The following is a 22,830-nucleotide window of genomic DNA, read 5'->3' on the forward strand; positions in this document are numbered from 1 at the left end:
TTATGGATTTTAAGACACTGATTAATCAAGAAAGAAAACTTCCTTATTATCAGCAGTTAGAAAGTTTTGTGAATCAAGAATATGCCTCTCACACGATTTATCCACCACGTAATCGGGTTTTTCATTGTTTTAATTTTAAAGATTATGATGATATTAAAGTTGTGATTATTGGTCAAGATCCTTATCATGAAGAACATCAGGCTAATGGATTGGCATTTAGTGTTGAACGTGGGGTACAAATTCCACCAAGTTTAGTCAATGTTTATAAAGAAGCACATGATGATGTTGGAATTGATATTCCTAAGCATGGTGATTTGTCCGCTTGGGCACATCAAGGTGTTTTATTGTTGAATACGGTTTTAACTGTTCAAGCTCATCGTGCAAATTCGCATAAAGATAAAGGCTGGGAAACCTTTACAAATCATATTATTGAAGCGATGAATCAAAGAGAAAAGCCACTGGTTTTTATTCTTTGGGGAAGGCAGGCAATTGATAAGGCGAAGATGATTGATCAATCTAAGCATTATGTGATTACAAGTCCTCATCCTTCACCTTTATCTGCTTATCGTGGGTTCTTTGGCTCTAAGCCATTTTCTAGAACGAATGCGTTTTTAAAGAGTCAGGGAATTGAACCAATAGATTGGAGGATTCGATAATGTTTGAAAATGTACAGGATGCTATTGCATATATTGAATCAAGAAGAAATAAAAGAAGTATTGATGAATTTAGAGAAACTTTAAATAAGTGTCGTATTCCGATGAAACAAAAGAATATGATTCATATTGCTGGAACAAATGGAAAAGGTTCAACAGTGAATTATTTAAGAAGTATTTTAAATGCTCATGGATATAAAGTAGGAACTTTTACTTCACCTTATTTGATTTGTCATAATGATCGTATTCGTGTTGATGATGTTCCTATAAGTGATGAAGATTTGTTGTATTATATTAATAAGTATTATGATGTTATTGAAGAAGATGGCTTATCAATGTTTGAAATTGATGTTTTAATCATGTTGGCTTATTTTGAAACATTGGATTTGGATTATCGTATCATTGAAACAGGAATTGGTGGATTGCATGATAAGACAAATGTTATTGATCCAATTATTAGTGTCATTACAAATATTGGCATGGATCATCAAAAACAATTAGGTGAAAGCATCTATGATATTATTAATGAAAAGATGGGTATTATTAAACCTCATCAAATGTTTATTACCAGTGAAACAAAAGGGACTATTTTAGCTCGTTTACAAGAACAATGTGATGCGCAAGGAGCTATGATGTATGTTGTTCCAGAATATCAGGTTTCTCGTTATCCTTTCCATTTCCGTTATCGTGATATGGCTTTTACGCTTGAAAATCAAGGAATTTATCAAGTTACAAATGCCCGTCTTGCTTTAACGATTGCTTCAAAGCTGATTCACTTAGATTCAACACTTACAACTCCAGCGATTGAAAATGCCTCATGGAAAGGACGTTATGAAACATTGCCTTATCATGAACGTAGTGTAGAAATCGATGGCGCACATAATGTACCTGGAATCAAAGCATTGATACAAACTTTACGAGTAAAAAATGAGAAGGATATTAGTATTATCTTTTCGTGTTTAACAGATAAAGACATTACACCAATGTTAGATATGATGCTTAAGGAAGGATATACTGTTTATTTAACAACATTTAATGATGAACGTGCAATTGATTTATCAAATGTTGAATCACGACCTGGATTGATTATTGTGGATAGTTTCATGGAAGCTTTAAAGGCTGCCTATGTGAAGAAAACACATATTGTGATTACGGGTTCATTACATTTTATTTCACGTGTTCGTAAATATTTAATTGAAGAAGCAAAAAAATAAAATATTTATTTTGAGACTATTCATTGTGAATAGTCTTTTTTTCATATAGTATAGGTTATAGAAGGAGAGTGATAAGGATGAAAGTAGTTCAACTTAATCAAGAAAACGCAAAAGTGGTTGCCAAGCTTATGCATGGAATAAAACCTGAATGGTGGCCAACTTTTGAAGATGCTTATGGTCAACTCACAAACATTGATGAAAGTATTGGCACAGTTGGTTGGTATTTATCAGATGAGAATGGCAATCCTCTAGGATGGGCACTGTTTAGGGAAATGAAAGCATATTTATCTTTAGAATTAGAGTGTTCTGGTTTTAATGATAAGGGTGTTTTTAAGCTAGAACACAAACTTAAAGATTTATTTGATGTTGCAGAAAAATATGCAAAATCTAAAGGTTATACAACATTAAGAACTGGTATGAGTTCTCTAGATTTTAATATTGATGGACAAAGAATAGATAATATTGCTGAAGCTTTGGAATCTTTAAAAACGCAAAGAGTTGATTATTATTGGTTATTAGATTATGGTTTTAGGGTTATGGGGATACATCCTAATGCTTATGGAAATAATATGCATTGTATTTTATTTGTTAAAGAATTAGAGTGAAGATTTAATTCCTGAATTAAAAAAGGCAATATTGCCTTTTTTAACGTGTATTGAAATTAATCGGTTCATCAAATTCTGCCCAATCGAAATAAACGAATTGGAAAAGATAGAATTTTTGATTCTTTGGATCACGAACAATAAAATGATCCCTTCCAACTTGTTCAATAATACCTTTGTATGCACGATCACGCCAATCAGTGCTGCCAGTATAGGTAAAATAGAATGTCCCAAGCTTACCAATATTTAAACGTAAAATATTCTCTAAATAAGTTTGTGTAGATATTGGTGTTGGTAATGCAGCAGTTTGTGAAGTCTGCATTCCTTGCAAAATTGATTGATTATCAGTATTAGTATCCATAGACCCTCCTACAAGTCACAATTTAATTTTCCCCCAGGGGCATAAAAACAGTGGTTTTTGTATCGACCAGTGAGATTTCCATAAAATTGATCTGGACATGATACCCTTGCTCCAGGGTTTTTAAACCATAAGGCATCATAAGCTGGTTCGACACGATATCCGTCGATATTTCTTAATGCAAGTTCTCGCTCTTTAGCGTTGACGGGTTGGTTGAAAAGTGGCTGATCAACCCCAGCAAAAGCATTTTTTTGGTATACAACCTCATAAATATTGCGGGTGTTTTTAAAAACATCACAATTAGCAACAACCCGATTAACAATAACATTTCCTACCATTAACATTCCTTCGTCACCTTCACCAAGAGCTTCTGATTTCATGATTCTGGCTAATAATTCTACGTCTGAATCATTGTATGTTATTCTTGGAGACAAATTCATCACCTCTTTTTAATATATGCAATTGTAAAGAAAAATTGCTTAAATTCAAAAAAGATTGGAAAGATGAATGAAATTTCGATATTGTAAAAAATTGAAGATTTTTTATTTATGAAAATGACATGAAATTGTGTTTTTTTAACTAAGTTTGTGATAGAATAGATTTATAGGTAAGCACTTTCACATTCAAAGTTTAGGAGGAAAAAATATGAGTAAAGAAATTGTTGCGATGATCCTAGCAGGTGGTCGAGGAACACGTCTGGAAGCTTTAACAGCTAAAGTTGCGAAACCTGCTGTCTATTTTGGAGGAAAATACAGAATTATTGACTTTCCTCTAAGCAACTGTGCAAACTCAGGGATTGATATCGTTGGCGTTTTGACACAGTACGAATCAGTATTATTAGGAAGCTATGTTGGAGCTGGTTCTAAGTGGGGACTTGATGGAAATAACTCACTTGCAGCGAATTTACCAGCACGTGAGAGAGGGGAAGTTGGTGCCACTTGGTATGCCGGTACTGCTGATGCGATTTATCAAAATATTAGTTTCTTAGATCAATATGATCCTGAATATGTTTTGATTCTTTCTGGTGACCATATTTATAAAATGGATTATGCTGATATGTTAGCTGCTCACAAAGCTAAAAATGCTGATTTAACTGTTGCAGTTTTAAATGTATCTATGAAAGAAGCAAGTCGTTTTGGTATCATGAATACAAATAAAGATGGAACGATTTATGAGTTTGAAGAAAAACCTGAAAAACCTAAGTCTACATTAGCATCTATGGGTATTTATATTTTCACTTATAAAGAATTAAGAAAATACTTAATTGAAGATGCTAAAAATGAAGAAAGTAAACATGACTTTGGTATGAATATTATTCCAATGATGTTAAATGAAGGTAAGAAATTATATGCTTATGAATTTGATGGATATTGGAAAGATGTTGGAACTGTAGAAAGTTTATGGCAAGCTAACATGGACTTGTTAGATGATAAAGAATTAGATCTTTATAACATCAAGAAAGATTGGAAAATTTACACTGAAGATACATTGAGTAAACCTCAAATTATTGGAGAAGAAGCAAGTGTTAAGAATTCACTTGTTACTCAAGGATGCATTGTCAATGGTGATGTAGAGGGTTCTGTTTTATTTAATAATGTTTATATTGGTGAAGGTGCTAAAGTTGTTGATTCTGTCTTAATGCCAGGGGTATTGATAGAAGAAGGAGCAGAAGTTTACAAAGCTATCATTGATGAAGGTGTCGTTATTAAAGCTAAGAAAGTTGTCAACAAGGATGCTAAAGTAGTAGAACTTGTTAGTGACAATGCGAGATAGGGGGTTAACAAAATGGCAAAAGTCGTTGGATTAGTAAATTTACACTCTGATGTTTCTTATAAGGGATTAACTGAAAGAAGACCAGTTGCATCTGTTAGTTTTTTAGGAAGATATGGAATTATTGATTTTGTTTTATCTAATATGTCTAACTCTAATGTAGATACTGTTGGGGTTTTGATTAAAGAAAAACCAAGATCTTTGTTTAAACATTTAGGAAATGGGAATTCATGGAATTTTAACTCTAAATCTGGTGGGGTTTCATTGTTATATAATGAAAAATATGCAAATAGCCCTATGTATAATCATGATATTAATAATTTAGTTGAAAATATTGCGTTTTTAGAAAAAGCAAAAGCAGATTATATTGTCATTGCACCAGCACATATTATTACAACTATGAATTATGCTGAAGTCATTGATGCTCATGCAAGATCTGGGGCTGAAATTACAATGGTATATCAAAGAATTAATAATGCTAATGAGTCATTTGTTGGTTCAGATTATTTAAGATTAAAAGGTAAACAAGTGACTGAAATTAAAAAGAATAAAGGTAATCGTAAAGAAAGAAATATTTCATTAGAAACTTATGTTATTAATGCAAAAGTTTTATTGAAATTAATTGATTATGCGAAAAAGATTAGTTCTTTCTTTGATTTAAAAGATACTTTAGCTTATTTATGTGATGAAAGAAAAATCATGGCTTATGAATATAAAGGATTCGCAAGATGTATTGATTCTTATGATGCTTATTATAAAGTAAGTATGGAATTCTTAGATATGGACGTTTCTACTCAAGTATTCAAGAGTACATGGCCAATCTTCACAAATACAAATGATACACCTCCAACAAAATATCTAAAGAATGCACAAGTGAAGAAATCATTTGTTGCTAATGGAGCTATTATTGATGGTGAAGTTGAAGGAAGTATTCTTTCTCGTAATGTTATTATTGGTAAGAATGCAGTTGTTAAGAATTGTATTATTTTAAATGGATCTAAAGTTAGTCCTGGAGCTCATCTTGAAAATGTAATTATTGATAAAGATGCGCGTATTGAAAAGAAAACTGAATTAATTGGTGACGCAGAACCTCTTTATGTTAAAGAAGGAGATGTTGTTTAATGAGAATCGTTTTTGCAACAAGTGAAGCCAATCCCTATATTAAATCTGGGGGATTAGCTGATGTTTTAGGATCACTTCCTAAAGCACTCGTTCAAAAGGGTCATGAATGTATTGTTGTTTTACCAAAATATCAAGATATGAAATTGGCTGATACATTGGAATATGTTATGAGCTATGATATTTGGGTAGGATGGAGAAAATGTTATTGTGGTGTCTTTAAAGCTGAGTACGATGGTGTAACTTATTACTTTATTGATAATGAACAATATTTTAGAAGACCTGGATTATATGGATATGATGATGATAATGAAAGATTTGCTTATTTTGATTTTGCCGTTTTAGAATTATTATCACATGTAGATATTAAACCAGATATTCTACATTTGCATGATTGGCAAACTGCTATGATTGCAACTTTATACAAAGAAAGATATGCTTATTATGAATATTATCAAGGAATTAAAGTTGTCTTTACAATTCATAATATTGCTTATCAAGGAAAATGTGATCCAGCATTGTTAAGTGACCATTTTGGTTTAGATAATTATCTTTACTATAATGGAAATTGTCGTAATGATGGATGCTTCAATATGATGAAAGCTGCTATTTTCTATAGTGATGTGATTACGACTGTTTCACCTACTTATGCTCAAGAAATCTTAACTGATAGTTTTGGTGAAGGTTTACAAAGTATTTTACAAATGCGTCGACATGATTTGTATGGAATTTTAAATGGGGTTGATTATGATACAATTAATCCATCTACTGATCCGCAAATTGTTGAACATTTTGATGAAACAACAGTTGATGAAAAGAAAGTCGCAAATAAGTTAGCACTTCAAAAAGAATGTGGACTTCCAGTTGATCCGGATATTCCATTGATTGGAATTGTTACAAGATTAACTTGGCAAAAGGGACTAGATTTAATTATTAATCGTATGGATGAATTAATGAAACGTGATGTGCAAGTTGTTATCTTAGGTGCTGGTGATTTGAAATATGAAGAACCATTAAAAGGATTTGCCGCTTATCATAATCAAAAATTATCATTAAATTTAAAATATGATTTTGGTTTATCTTGTCGTATCTATGCTGGTTGTGATATGTTCTTGATGCCATCATTATTTGAACCTTGTGGTTTATCACAAATGATGTCATTACGTTATGGAACAATCCCAATTGTAAGAGAAACTGGTGGATTGAAGGATAGTGTTGAACCATATAATGAATTTGAAAATACGGGAACAGGATTTAGCTTTAAGAACTATAATGCACATGAAATGATGGAAATTATTGATTATGCTTTAGAAGTTTATAAAGATAAAGACAAATGGCGTGGATTAGTGCATCGTGCAATGAATGCTAAACTTGATTGGGACAAAAGTGCTGATGCCTATTTGAAAGTTTTTAATTCATTGTTAGATTAGGTAAAAGGGATAGGGAAAACCTATCTCTTTTATGCTGAAATAAGAAATGATTTGCTTTCTTGTTTATTGTTTAGTACAATGGATGTGGTAAGGAGGAGAAAAGATATGCGTACTTTCTTGAAAATTTTTACTGTCATAGCATTGATTTTGGTTTTCTTTGCATGTGGAAAAAAAGAAGTCGTTGTTTCTTTGGAAAAAGAAGGCGTCGAATATAAAGTTGGCGACCAAGTTTCTTTTTACTATCCTAAAGATTTTACCTTAGATACAAACTCTGAAAATAAACAAATCATACGTTTTATAAAAGATGAAGAAGTTATCACTTATACAACTATTCAAGATGATACAGATAATAAGCTTGAGGATATGCCTGAACTTTATGCTGGGCAACTTGAAGAAGATGGAGCAAGTGAGGTTGGCTATAAGACAGAGAAAATAGATAGTGGTTTGAAAATTTATGAGTTTACTGGTATCTTTGAAGCAACAGGTATAAAATTTGAACATGTTGTTTATTTCACTGATCAAGCAACATATGATTTTGCTTACCTTGCTCCACAAGAAGTTTATGATGAAAATATTCATGTGATATTACAATATTTACAGTCGTTAACTGTTCATCATTATTCTTGATAAATAAAATTGAATTTGATATAGTATAAATAAATTATAAGTAAGAATGAAGAATGAATGAAATGGATAGAGAGAGCTGGGATGGTGGAACAGCTTCACGGATGATTTTGGATGCACTTACTTGAGTCTTTTGAAAAGAAAGAACGTAAACTTGCGTTAAAAGTAATGGAAAGCATACAATAAGGTGGAGGCATAGGAATGCTCTTTATTGTTTGCTTTTTTCATTTTAAAGGAGGAAACTATGAAATTATTTAATACTTTAACAAACAAGAAAGAAGAATTTGTCCCAATTAAAGAGGGAGAGGTTAGTATTTATGTATGTGGACCTACGGTTTATAATTATGTTCATATTGGAAATACGCGACCAATGATTGTTTTTGATGTTTTAAGAAGAACTTTTGAATATTTAGGATATAAAGTGACTTTTGTTTCTAATTTTACAGATGTTGATGATAAGATTATTAAGGCAGCAAAGGCTGAAGGAATTAGTGAGAAACAATTAACAGATAAGTATATTAAGGCTTATGAAGATGTGAGACGTGGATTGAATTTATTATTTCCAACTTATGCTCCACGTGTAACGGAAACAATGCAGCCAATTATTGATTTTATTAAGGATTTGGTTGATCAAGGTTATGCTTATGAAGTTGATGGTGATGTTTATTTTAGAGTGACTAAAATTAAAGAATATGGAATGTTATCAGGAATTAAAGTTGAAGACTTGATTGCTGGAGCTAGCGAACGTGTGGATGACAATGATAAAAAAGAAAGCTCTACAGATTTTGCTTTATGGAAAAAGACAGATGAAGGGATTCAATTTGATAGTCCATGGTCTAAAGGGCGACCAGGGTGGCATACTGAATGTGTTGTGATGATTAATGATATTTTCGATGATGGTCGTATTGATATTCATGGTGGTGGACAAGATTTAAAATTCCCACATCATGAAAATGAAATTGCACAATCTATGGCTTGCCATCATCATCCAATTGCAAATGTATGGATGCATAATCAAATGATTAATATTAATAATCAAAAGATGTCTAAGTCTTTGGGAAATGTTTTATGGGCAAAAGATTTATTAATGGAATTAGGATGCAATGTCTATAAATGGTTAATGCTTTCTACACATTATAGAAATCCATTAAACTTTACTGAAGATGTTTTGAATAATGTGAAAAAAGAAGTAGAAAAAGTAGAAAATATTATCAAACAGACATCACTTTATTTACAAGTTAATCATTATAAGAGTGAAGAATTTTGCAAAGAAAGTGTTGATCAAATGGTTGAGGCTTTGTCAGATGATTTAAATACATCATTAGCTTTAACTCAGATTCTTGGACAAGTTAAAGTTTTGAATCAAGCAATGCGCAACAAAGATAAAGATAATGCAATGATTTCAAAAGGATATCAAACATTATTACGTATGCTTGATGTGGTGGGATTTGTTCATGAGGTTAAGGTGTTAAGTGATGAAGATATTGAATTATATCAACATTGGCAAAGTGAAAAGGCAGCTAAAAATTTTGAAGTAGCTGATCAATTAAGAGAAAAATTGCAGGCAAAAGGGATTATTTAAGATGAGACCAGATTTAATGAATGCTTTAGCTTTGGCCTATTTAGGTGATGGTGTTTTTGAGGTTTATGTCAGAGAATATTTGATTGTAGAAAAGCAAATCACAAAGCCTGATTTATTACAGAAAGAAGCCATTCGTTTTGTGAGTGCGAAATCTCAGGCCGCTTTTATGCAAGCAGCCATGGCTAATAATTGGGTCAGCGAAGAAGAAATAAGAATTTATAAACGTGGAAGAAATACCAAGAGTAATCGTGTGATGAAGAATACAAGTGTTATTACGCATAATCAATCTTCTGGTTTTGAAGCATTGATTGGACATTTGTATTTATTGAAGAATGAAGAAAGAATTCAGGAGATTTTTGAGTTATATAAGAATTTTGTGGAAAATAATTGATAAGCTAAGAGTTTAAGATATGAGGAGTAATTATGAGACAATATATTTATGGAAAAAATACTGTTTTTGAATCTTTAAAGGGAAATAAACCGGTGTATGAGGTTTATATGATGAAGAATGTAAAAGATGAAAAGTTAATGGCTTTAGCGAAAAAGAAGAATGTGAAAGTGAATATAGTGGCTCAAAAGAGTGTCTTAAATAATCTTGTTGGGAATGTTGTTCATCAAGGAATTGTGGCACAGGTGGAAGGTTATGATTATTATGAAATTGATGAGATTTTATCATCAATTCCGCCTCATAAACAACCACTCTTATTGATGCTTGATGGTTTAGAGGATCCTCATAATTTGGGAGCTATCTTAAGAACTTGTGATTCGATTGAAGTTGATGGGGTCATCATTGGTAAAAATCGTAGTGTTGGATTAACTCCAACAGTTGCTAAGGTTTCAACTGGTGCGATTGATTATGTTAAGGTTGCTCAAGTTACCAATCTTTCGAGAACTTTAGAAGAGCTTAAGAAAAAAGGCTTTTGGGTTGTTGGTTGTGATTTGGATGAATCTCAGGATTACCGAGCTGTTGATTATAATATGCCACTTGTTGTGGTGGTTGGATCAGAAGGCTTTGGGATATCAAGATTGGTGAAATCACAATGTGATTTTAATGTTGTTTTACCAATGTGTGGGCATGTGACTTCACTTAATGCTTCAGTAGCGACAGCTTTGATTCTTTATCAAATTTATAATTCTCGTCATCCCCTATAAGAAGAAGGGAGGTAACGATGGAACGTTACAATGACTATGAATTACTTTATTTGTTTCATTGTGGTAGTGATGAGGCGAAAGAAATTTTATATCATCGCTACTATAAGTTAGTAGCAAAATGGGTTCAACCTTTTTTATACCATGGTCGTATTCATGGTTGGGAGTTTGAGGATTTTATTCAAATTGGCATGTTAGCCTTCTTTAAGGCTATTGATAGTTATCGTGATGATAAACAAACCAGTTTAAAGACGTTTATGAAAGGTAATATTTTAAAACGAGTCATCAGTTGTGTAAGGCAAGGACATTGTATTGAAGAAAAAATCAATGCAATTGAGTTTTCATTGGATAATTGGTTGGATGAAGAAGAACAATATCGTTATGAAGATGTTGTCGCAGACCCCAATGAAGATTATCAGCCACATGCTTCCTTAATTGTGAAAGAACAATCAACATATTATCAAGAGCGAATTTATGCAGTGACTTCCCCTCGTGAATATCAAATCTTACTTTACAAAAAAGCAGGTTATGAGGAAGAAGAAATTGCTAAAAAGCTGAATATAACGCTTAGAAGTGTATATAATGCAGTTTATCGTTGTTCAAAGAAGATAGAAGGCATTGACGAGTTTGAATAAATGTGTTAAATTATAATAACGGTAAAGGAGTGATGGGCATGAAACAAAAAGTTATCTTGGTATGTAGTGAATGTTTGTCACGTAATTATTCAGTTACAAAAAATAAACGTGTAAACGTAGAAAGATTGGAACTAAGAAAATATTGTAAGAAATGTGGAAAACACACAATTCATAAAGAAACAAAGTAGGAGGAAGCAGATGAAAATCAAGGAATGGTGTACGCTTAAAGGTATACGAAGTGAAATCAAAAATATCCATTGGTTGACAAAAAAAGAATTAGCTTATAATTCAATGATTGTTTTAGTTTTTTGTTTTTTATTCGGAGTATATTTTTATGGCAGTGATGCAATTATTGCATTAATCTTAAAGGCATTGGGGATGAATTAATATGTCAGGAATGAATGATGAAGGAAGACGCTGGTATGTAGTCAATACTTATTCAGGTCATGAAAACAAAGTTAAAGAAAACTTAGAAAAACGTGTTGAATCTATGGGGTTACAAGATTGTTTATTCAATATTGTTATTCCTGAACATGTGGAAACTGAAATTAAAGATGGTAAGAAAATCAATAAAACAAAAAACATGTTTCCTGGATATGTTTTAGTTGAAATGATTATGACTGATGAAGCTTGGTATGTTGTACGTAATACATCAGGGGTTACTGGATTTATTGGTTCTTCTGGTGGAGGAGCTAAACCTTTCCCATTACCAAAAGAAGAAATTGATCCAATTTTAAAAAGAATGGGAATTCAAACTTCACAATTGGAAATTGATTATGAAGTTGGCGATGAAGTGAAAGTTCTTTCTGGACCATTTGCGGGTAGACAAGGAAAAGTTGAAGCGATTGATCGTGAAAAAGAAGTGGCAACTGTTCTTGTTGATTTCTTAGGAAATGCAACTCCTATGGAAATTGAATTAGTTCAATTAGAAAGAGTGGATTTATAATGATGAGACCTTTGGGTCTCTTTTTATTTAAAAAAAGTTTGATAAATTCAATAAAAACACTTGCATTATTGAAAAGATTATGTATAATAATTAATCGACGCAATATGTGTTACTATGCGTGGGAGGATTGACATCCAACTGACCACAGCACGGACAAATTTTAATAGGAGGTGTGTCGCGTGAGCAAGAAAGTCGTAAGAGTTATGAAAATTCAATTCCCAGCTGGTGGGGCAAAACCAGGTCCAGCTTTAGCAGGTGCTGGTATTCAAATGCCAAAATTCTGTACAGCTTTCAATGATCAAACAAGAGATCGTATGGGAGAAACTGTACCAGTTGTTTTGACAATTTATGAAGATAAGAGCTTTGAATTCGTTTTAAAGACAGCCCCAACTGCTGAAATGATTAAAAAAGCATGTGGTATTAAAAAAGCAGCTTCTGATGCTAAACAAACAGTTGCTACTTTATCAGCTGATAAATTAAAAGAAATCGCTGAATACAAAATGCCAGATTTAAATGCAAATGATTTAGAAGGTGCAATGAAAATTGTAGCTGGTACTGCTCGTAATATGGGTGTAAAAGTTGAAGGCTTAGAAGCCTAATTTAATGAAGAGGAGAAAAGAAAATGGCTAAAAAAGGTAAAAGATATCAAGAAGCCGCTGCTCTTATTGAAAAAGGTAAAGCTTACCCAATTGAAGAAGCAGTTGCTTTAGTAAAGAAAACAAGTAATGTAAAATTCGATGCAAGTGTTGATGTTGTATTCAAATTAGGATTAGACACAAGACATGCTGATCAACAATTACGTGGAGCAATCGTGTTACCACATGGAACTGGAAAAACTAAAAAAGTATTAGTTGTTACTCAAGGAGCTAAGGTTGAAGAAGCTAAAGCTGCTGGAGCAGATGTTGTAGGTGGAAAAGAAATCTTAGAAGATATCCAAAAAGGATGGTTAGATTTCGAAGTTATGATCGCTACACCAGATATGATGGCTGAATTAGGTAAATTAGGTCGTATCTTAGGGCCTAAAGGATTAATGCCTAACCCTAAAACAGGAACAGTAACTATGGATGTTGCTAAAGCTGTTCAAGAAACTAAGGCTGGTAAAGTGACTTACCGTACTGATAAAGATGGTAATGTGCATATGCCAATCGGTAGAGTTTCATTTGATGATGAAAAATTAGCAGAAAACTTTAAAGTGATTTATGATTTATTAGTTAAATCTAAACCATCTTCTGCTAAAGGAACTTACATGAAGAACGTTGTTATTTCTACAACAATGGGTCCTAGTGTAAAAGTTGCTTCTTTATAAGAAGTATAAATTAGTCGCAATCAATATACCGTAGACAGCAACGGGGAAACCTTAATTATGTTGCCGAGGTGATATTGTCAACTCACATTGACAAAACTCCCTCGTTTTAGGGAGTTTTTTAACGGATATATTGTTGCATATATAAAAATTTTATAGGAGGTGTAACAATGTCAAAAGAAATCTTAGAGGCTAAACAACAAGTCGTTAATGAAATTGCTGAAAATTTAAAGAATTCTCAATCAGCAGTTGTTGTTGAATACCGTGGATTAACTGTAGCTGATGTCACTGAATTACGTCGTGCTTTAAGAGCTGAAAACGTTGGATTCAAAGTGTACAAGAACAAATTAGCTCAAAGAGCTACAGAAGAAGCTGGTATGGCAGAATTAAACGAATATCTTGTTGGTCCTAATGCAATCGCTTTTGGTCATGAAGATGCAGTGGCTCCTGCTAGAATTTTAGCAGAGTTCGCTAAAAAACACGAAGCTTTACAAATTAAAGCTGGTTATGTAGAAGGTAAATTCTTACCTAAGGAAGAAGTTATGGCAGTAGCTAAATTACCTAATCGTGAAGGTATGTACTCAATGTTACTTGCTTGTATGAAAGAACCTGTTGCAAAAGTGGCAAGAGTTATTCAAGCTGTTGCTGATGCAAAAGGTGGAGAAGAAGCAGCACCTGCTGCTGAATAGTTAATCAAAAATATCAACGGAGGAAAATAAAATGGCAAAATTAACACATGAAGAAATCTTAGCTTACTTAGAAGAAGCTACAATTTTAGAATTAAATGAATTAGTAAAAGCAATCGAAGAAAAATTTGATGTAACTGCTGCTGCTCCTGTAGCTGTAGTTGCTGGTGGAGATGCAGCTGGTGCTGATGCTGCTCCTGCAAACGTAACAGTAACATTAACTGATGTTGGTGCTACTAAAGTTGCAGTTATCAAAGCTGTAAGAGAAATCACTGGATTAGGATTAGTTGAAGCTAAAGGTTTAGTTGACAAAACTCCAGCTGAAATCAAAAAAGATGTTCCTGCTGAAGAAGGAGCTAAGATTAAAGAACAATTAGAAGCTGCTGGTGCAACTGTAGAAGTTAAATAATTGTTACACACATTAGAGCCCTTTAAGGGCTCTTTCTTTTTTAAGGAGAAAAATAATGGCACATTATTATACAAATAATATTGATTTAAAATCACAAGAAACAAAGATTCCTTTTGATTATCGTGATCATCATTTAACTTTTGTGAGTGATTTTGGTGTTTTTTCAAAAGATAGAGTAGATTATGGTTCACGCGTATTGCTTGAATGTATGAACATTTCATCATCTCATCAATCTTTACTAGATGTTGGTTGTGGCTATGGGACTTTAGGTATTTCTTTGAAAAAAGAATATCCATGGTTGCATGTTGAAATGGTTGACGTGAATGAAAGAGCTGTTCATTTGGCTAATGAATCAATTCAATTAAATGGTGTGGATGATATTGAGGCTTATGTGAGTTCAATTTATGAAAATGTTTCTCATTGTTTTGATGTGATTGTTTCTAATCCACCAATTAGGGCTGGTAAAAAAGTTGTTTTTGATATTTTGGAAAAAGCTTATGATCATTTAAACAATCAAGGTGAATTGGTGATTGTGATTCAAAAGAAACAGGGAGCTCCTTCGGCTAAGAAAAAAATGGAAGAAGTTTTTGGCAATTGTGAAATTGTAAAAAGAGATAAAGGATATTTTATTTTAAAATCGATTAAGCACTGATTTTTTAAATTTCAAAAGAAATTTTGAAATTTTTGATTTGGTATTGACTTCAACTAGTCTCTATGCTAGTATAATACAATGCCTACTCATGTATAAAAAGCAGTGTTTTTTCGCTATGCTTTGATGATGGAGATAGAGATAATTGATAAGGAGTGAAGCGGACTTGGAAAAGAATGTAACTCAAGCAAAAAGTCGTATTAATCGTCGCAATTATTCAAGAATTAGTGGTTCTTTAGAGCTACCTAATTTAGTAGAAATCCAGACAAATTCTTATGAATGGTTTAAGACTGAAGGGATTAAAGAGGTTTTTAATGATGTTTATCCTATTAGTAACTTCAATGAAACATTAACTTTAGAATTTGTTGATTGTCGTTTTGATGAACCAAAATATTCAGTAGATGAAGCAAAGGATAGAGATGCTAACTATTCAGCACCTATTCGTGCTACCCTTCGTTTAGTGAATAACGGAACTGGTGAAATCAAAGAAAATGAAGTCTTTATGGGAGATTTCCCTTTAATGACAGATTCAGGTACTTTTATTATTAATGGTGCTGAACGTGTTATTGTTTCACAATTAGTACGTTCACCAGGAGCATATTTTGCTGATGCTATGGATAAAAGTGGGAAAACTGTCTTTACTGGAAGTGTTATCCCATCAAGAGGAACTTGGTTGGAATTTGAAAATGACGCCAAGGATGTTTTAAATGTGCGTATTGACCGTACTCGTAAGATCCCAGGTACTATTCTTTTACGTGCTTTAGGGTTAAGTAGTGATGAAGATATTATTGAGGTGTTAGGTGATCATGAGTTTATTAGAAATACTCTTGCAAAAGATCCAACACATAACACTGATGAAGCTTTAATTGAAATTTATAACAAGTTAAGACCTGGTGAACCAGCAACTTTAGAAGGTGCAAATACGCTTTTATTTGCTAAGTTTTTCGATGCAAAAAGATATGATTTGGCACGTGCTGGACGTTTTAAACTAGGTAAGAAATTAAGTCTTTTAGATCGTATTACAAATCGTGTTTTGGCTCAAGATGTCAAAGATATTGATGGAAATATTGTGATGGAAGAAGGAACTTTATTAACAAAAGATAAAGTTGATCTTTTAGCACCTGTTTTTGCTGCTGGAGCACATTGTATTGATGTGAAAACAAATGAATTAATGAAATCACATGGTAGAGTTCAAGTGATTGAAGTTTATGTAGATGAATCTAAATCTAAAAAAATGAAAGTTGTTGGAACTGATTTATCATTAGATTGTAAATTTGTTACAATTTCTGATATGTTAGCAGCTTATTCATATATGTTAAACTTAGTGGATATTTATGATTCATTAGATTTAGCAAGTGACGATAGAGTGAACTTAATGAGCAGAATTGGTCTATTAGATGATATCGATCATTTAGGAAATAGACGTGTGCGTTCAGTAGGTGAATTAATTCAAAATCAATTTAGAATTGGTTTATCAAGAATGGAAAGAGTTGTTAAAGAAAGAATGTCATTATCTGAAGTAGATAGTGTGACACCTCAATCATTAACAAATATTCGTCCATTAACTGCAGCGATGAAAGAATTCTTCTCATCTTCACAATTATCTCAATTCATGGATCAAATCAATCCATTAGCTGAGTTAACAAATAAACGTCGTTTATCTGCCTTAGGACCAGGTGGTTTATCAAGAGATAGAGCTGGATATGAAGTGCGTGACGTCCATCCATCTCACTATGGTCGTATCTGTCCTATTGAAACTCCTGAAGGTCCAAACATCGGGTTGATTTCAACACTTGCTTCTTATGCAAAAATTAATAAATATGGATTTATTGAAACACCTTATCGTAAGGTTAATAATAGTATCATTAACGAAAGTGATGTGCGTTATTTAACAGCTGACGAAGAAAAGAATTATATTATTGCCCAAGCCAAAGTGCAAATTGGGGAAGATGGTCGTATCTTAGATGAACAAGTTATTGCTCGTCATTTAGGAGAAAACATTATGGCGAAGCCAGAAGAAGTTGATTTCATCGATATTTCGCCAAAACAAATCGTATCTGTTGCAACATCATGTATTCCATTCCTTGAAAACGATGATGCCACTCGTGCCTTAATGGGTGCCAACATGCAACGTCAAGCCGTACCTTTATTAAATCCACATACACCATTTGTTGGAACTGGTATGGAATATCAAGCAGCCAGAGATTCTGGAGCAGCAGTTGTTGCTAAAAAAGAAGGTTTGGTTACTTATGTTGATGCGAAAAAGATTATTGTTGAAGAAGATACTGGTCCACATAAATATCGTTTAACTAAATTTGCGATTTCTAATGCTGGAACTTGTATTAATCATAGACCAATTGTTAAAGTTGGAGATAAAGTCTTAAAAGGGCAAATCTTGGCTGATGGTCCTTCTATGGAACAAGGTGAATTAGCTTTAGGACAAAATGTCTTAGTTGGATTCATGACTTGGAACGGATATAACTATGAAGATGCCGTTATCATGTCTGAAAGATTAGTTAAAGAAGATGTATATACATCAATTCATATTGAAGAATATAGTATTGAATGTCGTGATACAAAATTAGGCCCAGAAGAAATTACAAGAGATATTCCTAACGTTGGTGAAGAAGCTCGTAAGAACTTAAACAGCGAAGGTATCATTATGATTGGGGCTGAAGTAAAAGAAGGAGATATCTTAGTTGGTAAAGTGACTCCTAAAGGACAAGCTGAATTATCTGCTGAAGAAAAACTTTTATTAGCTATCTTTGGTGAAAAATCTAGAGAAGTTAAAGATAATTCATTAAGAGTTCCTCATGGTGGAGCTGGTATTGTTCATGATATTAAAGTCTTTGAAAGAAAGAAAGGCGATGAATTACAACCAGGTGTTAATAAGGTTGTTAAAGTTTACATCGTTCAAAAACGTAAAATCTCTGAAGGAGATAAGATGGCTGGTCGTCATGGTAACAAAGGGGTTATCTCTAAAATCTTACCAATTGAAGATATGCCACACTTAGAAGATGGAACTGTTTTAGATATCATGTTGAACCCATTAGGGGTACCATCTCGTATGAATATCGGACAAGTTTTGGAATTACACTTAGGTTATGCTGCAAGAGAACTTGGAATGTACTTTGCAACACCTGCCTTTGATGGTATCAACGCTAAAGATTTGGAAGATATTATGAAAGAAGCAGGAATGCCAGTTGATGGTAAACAACCTGTTATCTCAGGTCGTACTGGAGAATACTTTGATTCAAAAGTATCTGTAGGTATCATGTATATGATTAAGTTAGCCCACATGGTTGATGATAAATTACATGCAAGATCTGTTGGTCCTTACTCATTAGTTACACAACAGCCACTTGGTGGTAAAGCACAAAACGGTGGACAAAGATTTGGGGAAATGGAAGTTTGGGCACTTGAAGCTTATGGTGCTGCTTACACATTACGTGAAATCTTAACTGTGAAGTCTGATGATGTTGTTGGACGTGTAAAAACTTATGAAGCGATTGTCAAAGGACAAAAATTACCTGAACCAGGATTACCTGAATCATTCAGAGTATTAAAGAAAGAATTACAAGCCTTAGCATTAGATATTCAAATGTTAGATGCTGATGGTCATGAATTAGATGAAAGAAAGATTGAAGATGAAGAACGTCGTTTCCCAACTTCAATTGATACAACTCCAGAACCAGAAGAAGCAACTCAAGAAGTTGTTGAAGAAGAGGTAGAAGGAGATTTCTTAGAAGAAGATGAATCATTTGATGATTTAGATTCTGTAATTGATGAACTCTTCACTGATGATGAAGAAGAAAGTAACGAAGAGTAGGAGGGAACAATGAATGGCAGATGTCAATAACTTTTCAGCAATCCAAATTGGATTAGCTTCTCCAGAAAAAATTCGTGAATGGTCTTATGGTGAAGTTAAAAAACCTGAAACTATTAATTATCGTTCTCAAAAACCAGAAAAAGATGGTTTGTTCTGTGAAAGAATCTTTGGACCATCTAAGGATTGGGAATGTAGCTGTGGTAAATACAAAAAGGTCAGATATAAAGGTGTAATCTGCGATCGTTGTGGTGTTGAAGTCACAAAATCTTCAGTCCGTCGTGAACGTATGGGACACATTGAATTAGCGACTCCTGTTGCTCATATCTGGTACTTAAAAGGAATTCCTTCAAGAATGGGACTTATCCTTGATATGTCACCAAAACAACTTGAAGAAATCATTTACTTTGTATCTTATGTAGTTACGGATAAAGGAAGTACACCATTAGAATACAAGCAAGTATTATCTGAAAGAGATTATCGTAACTGTTATGAAAAATTTGGTCATCAATTTGAAGCAAAGACTGGTGCAGAAGCTATCAAGATCTTGCTTCAAAAAGTTGATCTTGATGAAGAATTTGAATTGGTTACTAAAGAATTAAAAGAAGCCCAAGGACAAAGACGTTCTAAATTGTTAAAGAGACTTGAAGCGATTGAAGCCTTTAGATCTTCTTGCAATCAACCTGAATGGATGATTCTTGATGTGCTTCCAGTTATTCCACCTGATTTACGTCCAATGTTACAATTGGATGGTGGACGTTTTGCAACAAGTGACTTAAATGATTTATATCGTCGTGTTATTACACGTAATAATCGTTTAAAGAAATTGTTAGAATTAGGAACACCTTCTATTATCGTGCAAAATGAAAAACGTATGTTACAAGAAGCGGTTGATGCTTTGATTGATAACGGTCGTCGTTCAAAACCAATTACTGGGGCTGGTGGTAGACCATTAAAATCATTGAGTCATACTTTAAAAGGTAAACAAGGTCGTTTCCGTCAAAACTTACTTGGTAAACGTGTTGACTATTCAGGACGTTCAGTTATCGCAGTTGGTCCAGACTTAAAGATGTATCAATGTGGTATTCCTCGTGAAATGGCATTAAACTTATTCAAACCATTTGTTATTAGTGGTTTAGTGAGAGAACAAATTGCCACAAATATCAAGGCTGCAGAAAGATTAATTGATAAGATGGATGATGCGATTTGGCCAATCGTTGAAGAAGTCATTAAAGAACATCCAGTTTTATTAAACCGTGCACCTACACTTCATAGATTAGGTATTCAAGCATTCGAACCTAAATTAGTTGAAGGACGTGCAATCCGTCTTCACCCACTTGTTACACCAGCGTTCAATGCCGATTTCGATGGTGACCAAATGGCTGTCCATGTACCATTAGGTGAAGAAGCAATTCAAGAAGCAAGACAATTAATGTTAGGGTCTGGAAATATCTTAGGACCTAAAGATGGAAAACCAATCGTTACACCATCTCAAGATATGGTGCTTGGTAACTATTATTTAACATTAGAAGAAGCTGGAAAAATTGGTGAAGGTAGTGTTTTTGCTGATGTGAATGAAGTTTTAATGGCATATGATGCTAAAACTGTACATTTACACACAAGAGTAGCAATTAGAGGTAAATCTTTAAAAAATAATACTTTCACTGAAGAACAAAACAATAGTTATTTAATTACAAGTGTTGGTAAGATTATCTTTAACCAAATCTTTGATGGTAATTTCCCATTCATCAATGATCCAAGTAAAGAAAACTTAGAGGCAACACCTGCTAAATATTTTGTTCCAATGGGAACTGATATTAAGAAACATATTCAAGAACAACCTATTATTAAGCCATTAGGTAAAAAGGCTTTAGGTAATATTATCGATGAAGCATTTAAATTGAATAAGACAACAGAAATTACAGAAATGCTTGATAAATTAAAAAATCAAGGATTCTATTATTCAACAATTGCTGGTATTACAGTATCTGTATACGATATCCAAGTACCACAAAGTAAGTACGTTTTATTTGATCATGCTGATGAAAAACTTGAAGTTATTAAGAAATTATACCGTAAAGGTAAAATTACTGATGAAGAAAGACATAACATTGTTATTAAGTTATGGGAATCTGTTAAAGATGAAGTACAAGCTGTCGTAAAAGAAGAATTCGAAGCTGATGCTAAAAACCCAATCTTCATCATGTCTGACTCTGGTGCCCGTGGTAATATCTCTAACTTTACTCAGTTAGTAGGTATGCGTGGGTTGATGTCTAACCCTAAAGGGGAAACAATTGAGTTACCTATTAAATCTTCATTCAGGGAAGGTTTAACAGCATCTGAATTCTTCATTTCTACCCATGGTGCCCGTAAAGGTTCTACCGATACAGCCTTAAAGACTGCCGATTCTGGTTACTTAACAAGACGTTTGGTAGACGTTGCACAAGAAGTGATTGTTACTGAAGATGACTGTGGAACTGATAGAGGATTCATGGTTACTGAATTATATAACACATCTGACAATTCTGTTATCGTTCCATTATATGATAGACTTGTTGGACGTTATTCACAAAAAGATATTGTTCATCCTGAAACTGGTGAAATCATTGTTAAAGCTGGTGAAATCATGGATGAAGCAACAGCTAAAGAAATTACTGATGCTGGAATTAAAGAAGTTGAAATTAGATCTGTACTTGGATGTAAAGCAAAAGATGGTATCTGTAGAAAATGTTATGGTCGTAACTTAGCAACAGGTGAAGAAGTTGAAATGGGAGAAGCTATTGGTATTATGGCTGCACAATCAATCGGTGAACCTGGTACACAGTTAACAATGCGTACATTCCACATGGGTGGAGTTGCTGGTGGAGCAGACATCACTCAAGGGTTACCTCGTATTCAAGAGTTATTTGAAGCTAGAAATCCAAAAGCTAAATCTATTATTTCTGAAATTGAAGGTGAAGTTTCTAACATCATTGATAACAATGGACGTGCTGAAGTTGTTGTTTCTAACTTATTAGAAACAAAGAGCTATTTAGCTCCTTACGGTGCAAAATTAAGAGTATCTGTAGGCGATGAAGTTGGTATTGGTGCTAAGATTACTGAAGGTTCAATTGATCCTAAAGAATTATTAGCAGTTGCTGATGTAGAAGCTGTTGAAAACTATATCTTAAAAGAAGTTCAAAAGGTATATCGTTTACAAGGTATCGAAATTTCTGATAAACATATCGAAGTTATTATTCGTCAAATGTTAAAGAAAATTCGTATTGTTGAAGGTGGAGATACTGGAGCATTACCTGGTACACATGTTAATGTACAAAGATTTACTGAATTAAATAAAGAAGTCTTAAAGAATGGTAAACATCCAGCTGTTGGTAGACCTATCTTATTAGGTATTACAAAAGCTTCACTTGAAACTGAATCATTCTTATCAGCTGCATCATTCCAAGAAACAACAAAAATCTTAACAGATGCTGCTATTAAGGGTAAAGTTGATCACTTAAAAGGATTAAAAGAAAATGTTATCATTGGTAAATTATTGCCAGCTGGTACAGGATTAAGAGGGCCTTTAAAATCTCCTGAAACAATTGCAAGAGAGGAAGAAGAAGCTCGTAAGGAATTAGAATTAGAAGAAGCTGAAAAATTAGAAGCTGAAACTCTTTCTGAAGATTTATTAAGTACTGAAGCTGATGAAGAATTTACAAATGTTGATTAAATAAGTGGAGCAAGGTAACTTGCTCCATTTAATTTTATTGATAAATTCAAATAAATTTGAAAAAAGTGTGTCAAGCAAATTTGAAAATGTCTCAAAAATCGTTAAACATTAGCACCAAAATTTCGGTGCTTTTGTTTTGCGAGATAATTTAGATAAGAAGCTT

23 protein-coding genes and 1 other annotated feature are annotated in these 22,830 nt (G+C 33.2%); of the genes, 21 read left to right on the top strand and 2 right to left on the bottom strand.

Annotation, left to right across the window (positions count from 1 at the left end; translation table 11 throughout):
- Nucleotides 1-2 precede the first annotated feature (2 nt).
- The 3 genes from EDD60_RS06900 to EDD60_RS06910 all read left to right on the top strand — a co-directional run bounded on the left by EDD60_RS06900 (nt 3) and on the right by EDD60_RS06910 (nt 2,472).
- Nucleotides 3-656, top strand: a complete 654-nt coding sequence (locus tag EDD60_RS06900) for a uracil-DNA glycosylase (protein WP_066448226.1) — start codon at nt 3-5, stop codon at nt 654-656.
- On the top strand, nt 656-1,867 hold the full coding sequence (locus EDD60_RS06905) for a bifunctional folylpolyglutamate synthase/dihydrofolate synthase (protein ID WP_132226338.1): 1,212 nt from the start codon (nt 656-658) through the stop codon (nt 1,865-1,867). The genes EDD60_RS06900 and EDD60_RS06905 overlap by 1 nt, the downstream gene beginning before the upstream one ends.
- 77 nt (nt 1,868-1,944) lie before the next feature.
- Nucleotides 1,945-2,472, top strand: coding sequence for a hypothetical protein (locus tag EDD60_RS06910; protein WP_066448223.1), 528 nt, complete (start codon nt 1,945-1,947; stop codon nt 2,470-2,472).
- A 40-nt stretch (nt 2,473-2,512) separates the two neighbouring features.
- Here the strand turns inward: EDD60_RS06910 and EDD60_RS06915 are convergent, their stop codons facing one another.
- Both EDD60_RS06915 and EDD60_RS06920 read right to left on the bottom strand, forming a co-directional pair.
- On the bottom strand, nt 2,513-2,830 hold the full coding sequence (locus EDD60_RS06915) for a spore coat protein GerQ (protein ID WP_066448221.1): 318 nt from the start codon (nt 2,828-2,830) through the stop codon (nt 2,513-2,515).
- An 8-nt stretch (nt 2,831-2,838) separates the two neighbouring features.
- Nucleotides 2,839-3,267 (bottom strand): cell wall hydrolase, encoded by a 429-nt coding sequence (locus EDD60_RS06920; protein WP_066448219.1) that lies wholly within the window; start codon nt 3,265-3,267, stop codon nt 2,839-2,841.
- 205 nt (nt 3,268-3,472) lie between these two features.
- Here EDD60_RS06920 and EDD60_RS06925 point away from each other — a divergent pair, with 205 nt between their 5' ends.
- The 18 genes from EDD60_RS06925 (at nt 3,473) to rpoC (ending at nt 22,667) form a co-directional block, all read left to right on the top strand.
- Entirely contained in the window at nt 3,473-4,600 is a 1,128-nt protein-coding gene (locus EDD60_RS06925) for a glucose-1-phosphate adenylyltransferase (protein ID WP_132226339.1), read from the top strand.
- Nucleotides 4,601-4,612: 12 nt separating this feature from the next.
- Nucleotides 4,613-5,719, top strand: a complete 1,107-nt coding sequence (gene glgD / locus EDD60_RS06930; RefSeq protein WP_066448215.1) for a glucose-1-phosphate adenylyltransferase subunit GlgD — start codon at nt 4,613-4,615, stop codon at nt 5,717-5,719.
- Nucleotides 5,719-7,146, top strand: a complete 1,428-nt coding sequence (glgA, locus tag EDD60_RS06935; RefSeq protein WP_066448212.1) for a glycogen synthase GlgA — start codon at nt 5,719-5,721, stop codon at nt 7,144-7,146. Before glgD ends, glgA begins: the two co-directional genes overlap by 1 nt.
- Before the next feature lie 105 nt (nt 7,147-7,251).
- A complete protein-coding gene (locus EDD60_RS06940; protein ID WP_066448209.1) occupies nt 7,252-7,773 on the top strand; it encodes a hypothetical protein in 522 nt (173 codons plus the stop codon).
- A 241-nt stretch (nt 7,774-8,014) separates the two neighbouring features.
- The gene (gene cysS / locus EDD60_RS06945; protein ID WP_066448206.1) at nt 8,015-9,352 is read left to right on the top strand and encodes a cysteine--tRNA ligase; all 1,338 of its coding nucleotides are present in this window, start codon (nt 8,015-8,017) and stop codon (nt 9,350-9,352) included.
- 1 nt (nt 9,353) lies between these two features.
- Complete coding sequence (locus tag EDD60_RS06950) at nt 9,354-9,743, top strand: Mini-ribonuclease 3 (RefSeq protein ID WP_066448203.1); 390 nt, start codon at nt 9,354-9,356, stop codon at nt 9,741-9,743.
- Nucleotides 9,744-9,775: 32 nt separating this feature from the next.
- On the top strand, nt 9,776-10,504 hold the full coding sequence (gene rlmB, locus EDD60_RS06955) for a 23S rRNA (guanosine(2251)-2'-O)-methyltransferase RlmB (protein ID WP_066448201.1): 729 nt from the start codon (nt 9,776-9,778) through the stop codon (nt 10,502-10,504).
- A 17-nt stretch (nt 10,505-10,521) separates the two neighbouring features.
- Nucleotides 10,522-11,136, top strand: coding sequence for a sigma-70 family RNA polymerase sigma factor (locus tag EDD60_RS06960; protein WP_066448198.1), 615 nt, complete (start codon nt 10,522-10,524; stop codon nt 11,134-11,136).
- Nucleotides 11,137-11,174: 38 nt separating this feature from the next.
- A complete protein-coding gene (rpmG, locus tag EDD60_RS06965) occupies nt 11,175-11,324 on the top strand; it encodes a 50S ribosomal protein L33 (protein ID WP_066448195.1) in 150 nt (49 codons plus the stop codon).
- A 10-nt stretch (nt 11,325-11,334) separates the two neighbouring features.
- Nucleotides 11,335-11,523 (top strand): preprotein translocase subunit SecE, encoded by a 189-nt coding sequence (secE, locus tag EDD60_RS06970; protein ID WP_066448193.1) that lies wholly within the window; start codon nt 11,335-11,337, stop codon nt 11,521-11,523.
- Nucleotide 11,524: 1 nt separating this feature from the next.
- Nucleotides 11,525-12,082 carry a transcription termination/antitermination protein NusG gene (nusG, locus tag EDD60_RS06975; RefSeq protein ID WP_066448192.1) on the top strand — a complete coding sequence of 186 codons (558 nt, stop codon included), beginning with the start codon at nt 11,525-11,527 and terminating at the stop codon, nt 12,080-12,082.
- 179 nt (nt 12,083-12,261) lie between these two features.
- Entirely contained in the window at nt 12,262-12,681 is a 420-nt protein-coding gene (gene rplK / locus EDD60_RS06980) for a 50S ribosomal protein L11 (protein ID WP_132226340.1), read from the top strand.
- Nucleotides 12,682-12,704: 23 nt separating this feature from the next.
- Nucleotides 12,705-13,388 (top strand): 50S ribosomal protein L1, encoded by a 684-nt coding sequence (gene rplA, locus EDD60_RS06985; protein WP_066448182.1) that lies wholly within the window; start codon nt 12,705-12,707, stop codon nt 13,386-13,388.
- 10 nt (nt 13,389-13,398) lie between these two features.
- Nucleotides 13,399-13,517, top strand: a sequence feature (ribosomal protein L10 leader region).
- A gap of 38 nt (nt 13,518-13,555) precedes the next feature.
- The gene (gene rplJ / locus EDD60_RS06990) at nt 13,556-14,074 is read left to right on the top strand and encodes a 50S ribosomal protein L10 (RefSeq protein WP_066448180.1); all 519 of its coding nucleotides are present in this window, start codon (nt 13,556-13,558) and stop codon (nt 14,072-14,074) included.
- A 31-nt stretch (nt 14,075-14,105) separates the two neighbouring features.
- A complete protein-coding gene (gene rplL, locus EDD60_RS06995; RefSeq protein WP_066448178.1) occupies nt 14,106-14,480 on the top strand; it encodes a 50S ribosomal protein L7/L12 in 375 nt (124 codons plus the stop codon).
- Between the two features lie 55 nt (nt 14,481-14,535).
- Entirely contained in the window at nt 14,536-15,132 is a 597-nt protein-coding gene (locus tag EDD60_RS07000) for a class I SAM-dependent methyltransferase (protein WP_066448175.1), read from the top strand.
- Between the two features lie 163 nt (nt 15,133-15,295).
- On the top strand, nt 15,296-18,958 hold the full coding sequence (rpoB, locus tag EDD60_RS07005; protein WP_066448172.1) for a DNA-directed RNA polymerase subunit beta: 3,663 nt from the start codon (nt 15,296-15,298) through the stop codon (nt 18,956-18,958).
- Between the two features lie 13 nt (nt 18,959-18,971).
- Nucleotides 18,972-22,667, top strand: coding sequence for a DNA-directed RNA polymerase subunit beta' (gene rpoC / locus EDD60_RS07010; RefSeq protein WP_066448169.1), 3,696 nt, complete (start codon nt 18,972-18,974; stop codon nt 22,665-22,667).
- The last annotated feature ends 163 nt before the right edge of the window (nt 22,668-22,830 follow it).

It is taken from the genome of Longibaculum muris (assembly GCF_004343035.1).
GTDB lineage: Bacteria > Bacillota_I > Bacilli_A > Erysipelotrichales > Coprobacillaceae > Longibaculum > Longibaculum muris.

What these genes read in the sequence shown, in the direction of transcription:
- cysS (WP_066448206.1), top strand. Translation starts at nt 8,015, where the DNA reads ATGAAATTATTTAATACTTTAACAAACAAGAAAGAAGAATTTGTCCCA.
- glgA (WP_066448212.1), top strand. Translation starts at nt 5,719, where the DNA reads ATGAGAATCGTTTTTGCAACAAGTGAAGCCAATCCCTATATTAAATCT.
- rplA (WP_066448182.1), top strand. Translation starts at nt 12,705, where the DNA reads ATGGCTAAAAAAGGTAAAAGATATCAAGAAGCCGCTGCTCTTATTGAA.
- EDD60_RS07000 (WP_066448175.1), top strand. Translation starts at nt 14,536, where the DNA reads ATGGCACATTATTATACAAATAATATTGATTTAAAATCACAAGAAACA.
- EDD60_RS06905 (WP_132226338.1), top strand. Translation starts at nt 656, where the DNA reads ATGTTTGAAAATGTACAGGATGCTATTGCATATATTGAATCAAGAAGA.
- rplL (WP_066448178.1), top strand. Translation starts at nt 14,106, where the DNA reads ATGGCAAAATTAACACATGAAGAAATCTTAGCTTACTTAGAAGAAGCT.
- EDD60_RS06960 (WP_066448198.1), top strand. Translation starts at nt 10,522, where the DNA reads ATGGAACGTTACAATGACTATGAATTACTTTATTTGTTTCATTGTGGT.
- rpmG (WP_066448195.1), top strand. Translation starts at nt 11,175, where the DNA reads ATGAAACAAAAAGTTATCTTGGTATGTAGTGAATGTTTGTCACGTAAT.
- EDD60_RS06925 (WP_132226339.1), top strand. Translation starts at nt 3,473, where the DNA reads ATGAGTAAAGAAATTGTTGCGATGATCCTAGCAGGTGGTCGAGGAACA.
- glgD (WP_066448215.1), top strand. Translation starts at nt 4,613, where the DNA reads ATGGCAAAAGTCGTTGGATTAGTAAATTTACACTCTGATGTTTCTTAT.
- nusG (WP_066448192.1), top strand. Translation starts at nt 11,525, where the DNA reads ATGTCAGGAATGAATGATGAAGGAAGACGCTGGTATGTAGTCAATACT.
- secE (WP_066448193.1), top strand. Translation starts at nt 11,335, where the DNA reads ATGAAAATCAAGGAATGGTGTACGCTTAAAGGTATACGAAGTGAAATC.
- rlmB (WP_066448201.1), top strand. Translation starts at nt 9,776, where the DNA reads ATGAGACAATATATTTATGGAAAAAATACTGTTTTTGAATCTTTAAAG.
- EDD60_RS06910 (WP_066448223.1), top strand. Translation starts at nt 1,945, where the DNA reads ATGAAAGTAGTTCAACTTAATCAAGAAAACGCAAAAGTGGTTGCCAAG.
- EDD60_RS06940 (WP_066448209.1), top strand. Translation starts at nt 7,252, where the DNA reads ATGCGTACTTTCTTGAAAATTTTTACTGTCATAGCATTGATTTTGGTT.
- EDD60_RS06920 (WP_066448219.1), bottom strand. Translation starts at nt 3,267, where the DNA reads ATGAATTTGTCTCCAAGAATAACATACAATGATTCAGACGTAGAATTA.
- EDD60_RS06900 (WP_066448226.1), top strand. Translation starts at nt 3, where the DNA reads ATGGATTTTAAGACACTGATTAATCAAGAAAGAAAACTTCCTTATTAT.
- EDD60_RS06915 (WP_066448221.1), bottom strand. Translation starts at nt 2,830, where the DNA reads ATGGATACTAATACTGATAATCAATCAATTTTGCAAGGAATGCAGACT.
- rplJ (WP_066448180.1), top strand. Translation starts at nt 13,556, where the DNA reads ATGTCAAAAGAAATCTTAGAGGCTAAACAACAAGTCGTTAATGAAATT.
- rpoC (WP_066448169.1), top strand. Translation starts at nt 18,972, where the DNA reads ATGGCAGATGTCAATAACTTTTCAGCAATCCAAATTGGATTAGCTTCT.
- EDD60_RS06950 (WP_066448203.1), top strand. Translation starts at nt 9,354, where the DNA reads ATGAGACCAGATTTAATGAATGCTTTAGCTTTGGCCTATTTAGGTGAT.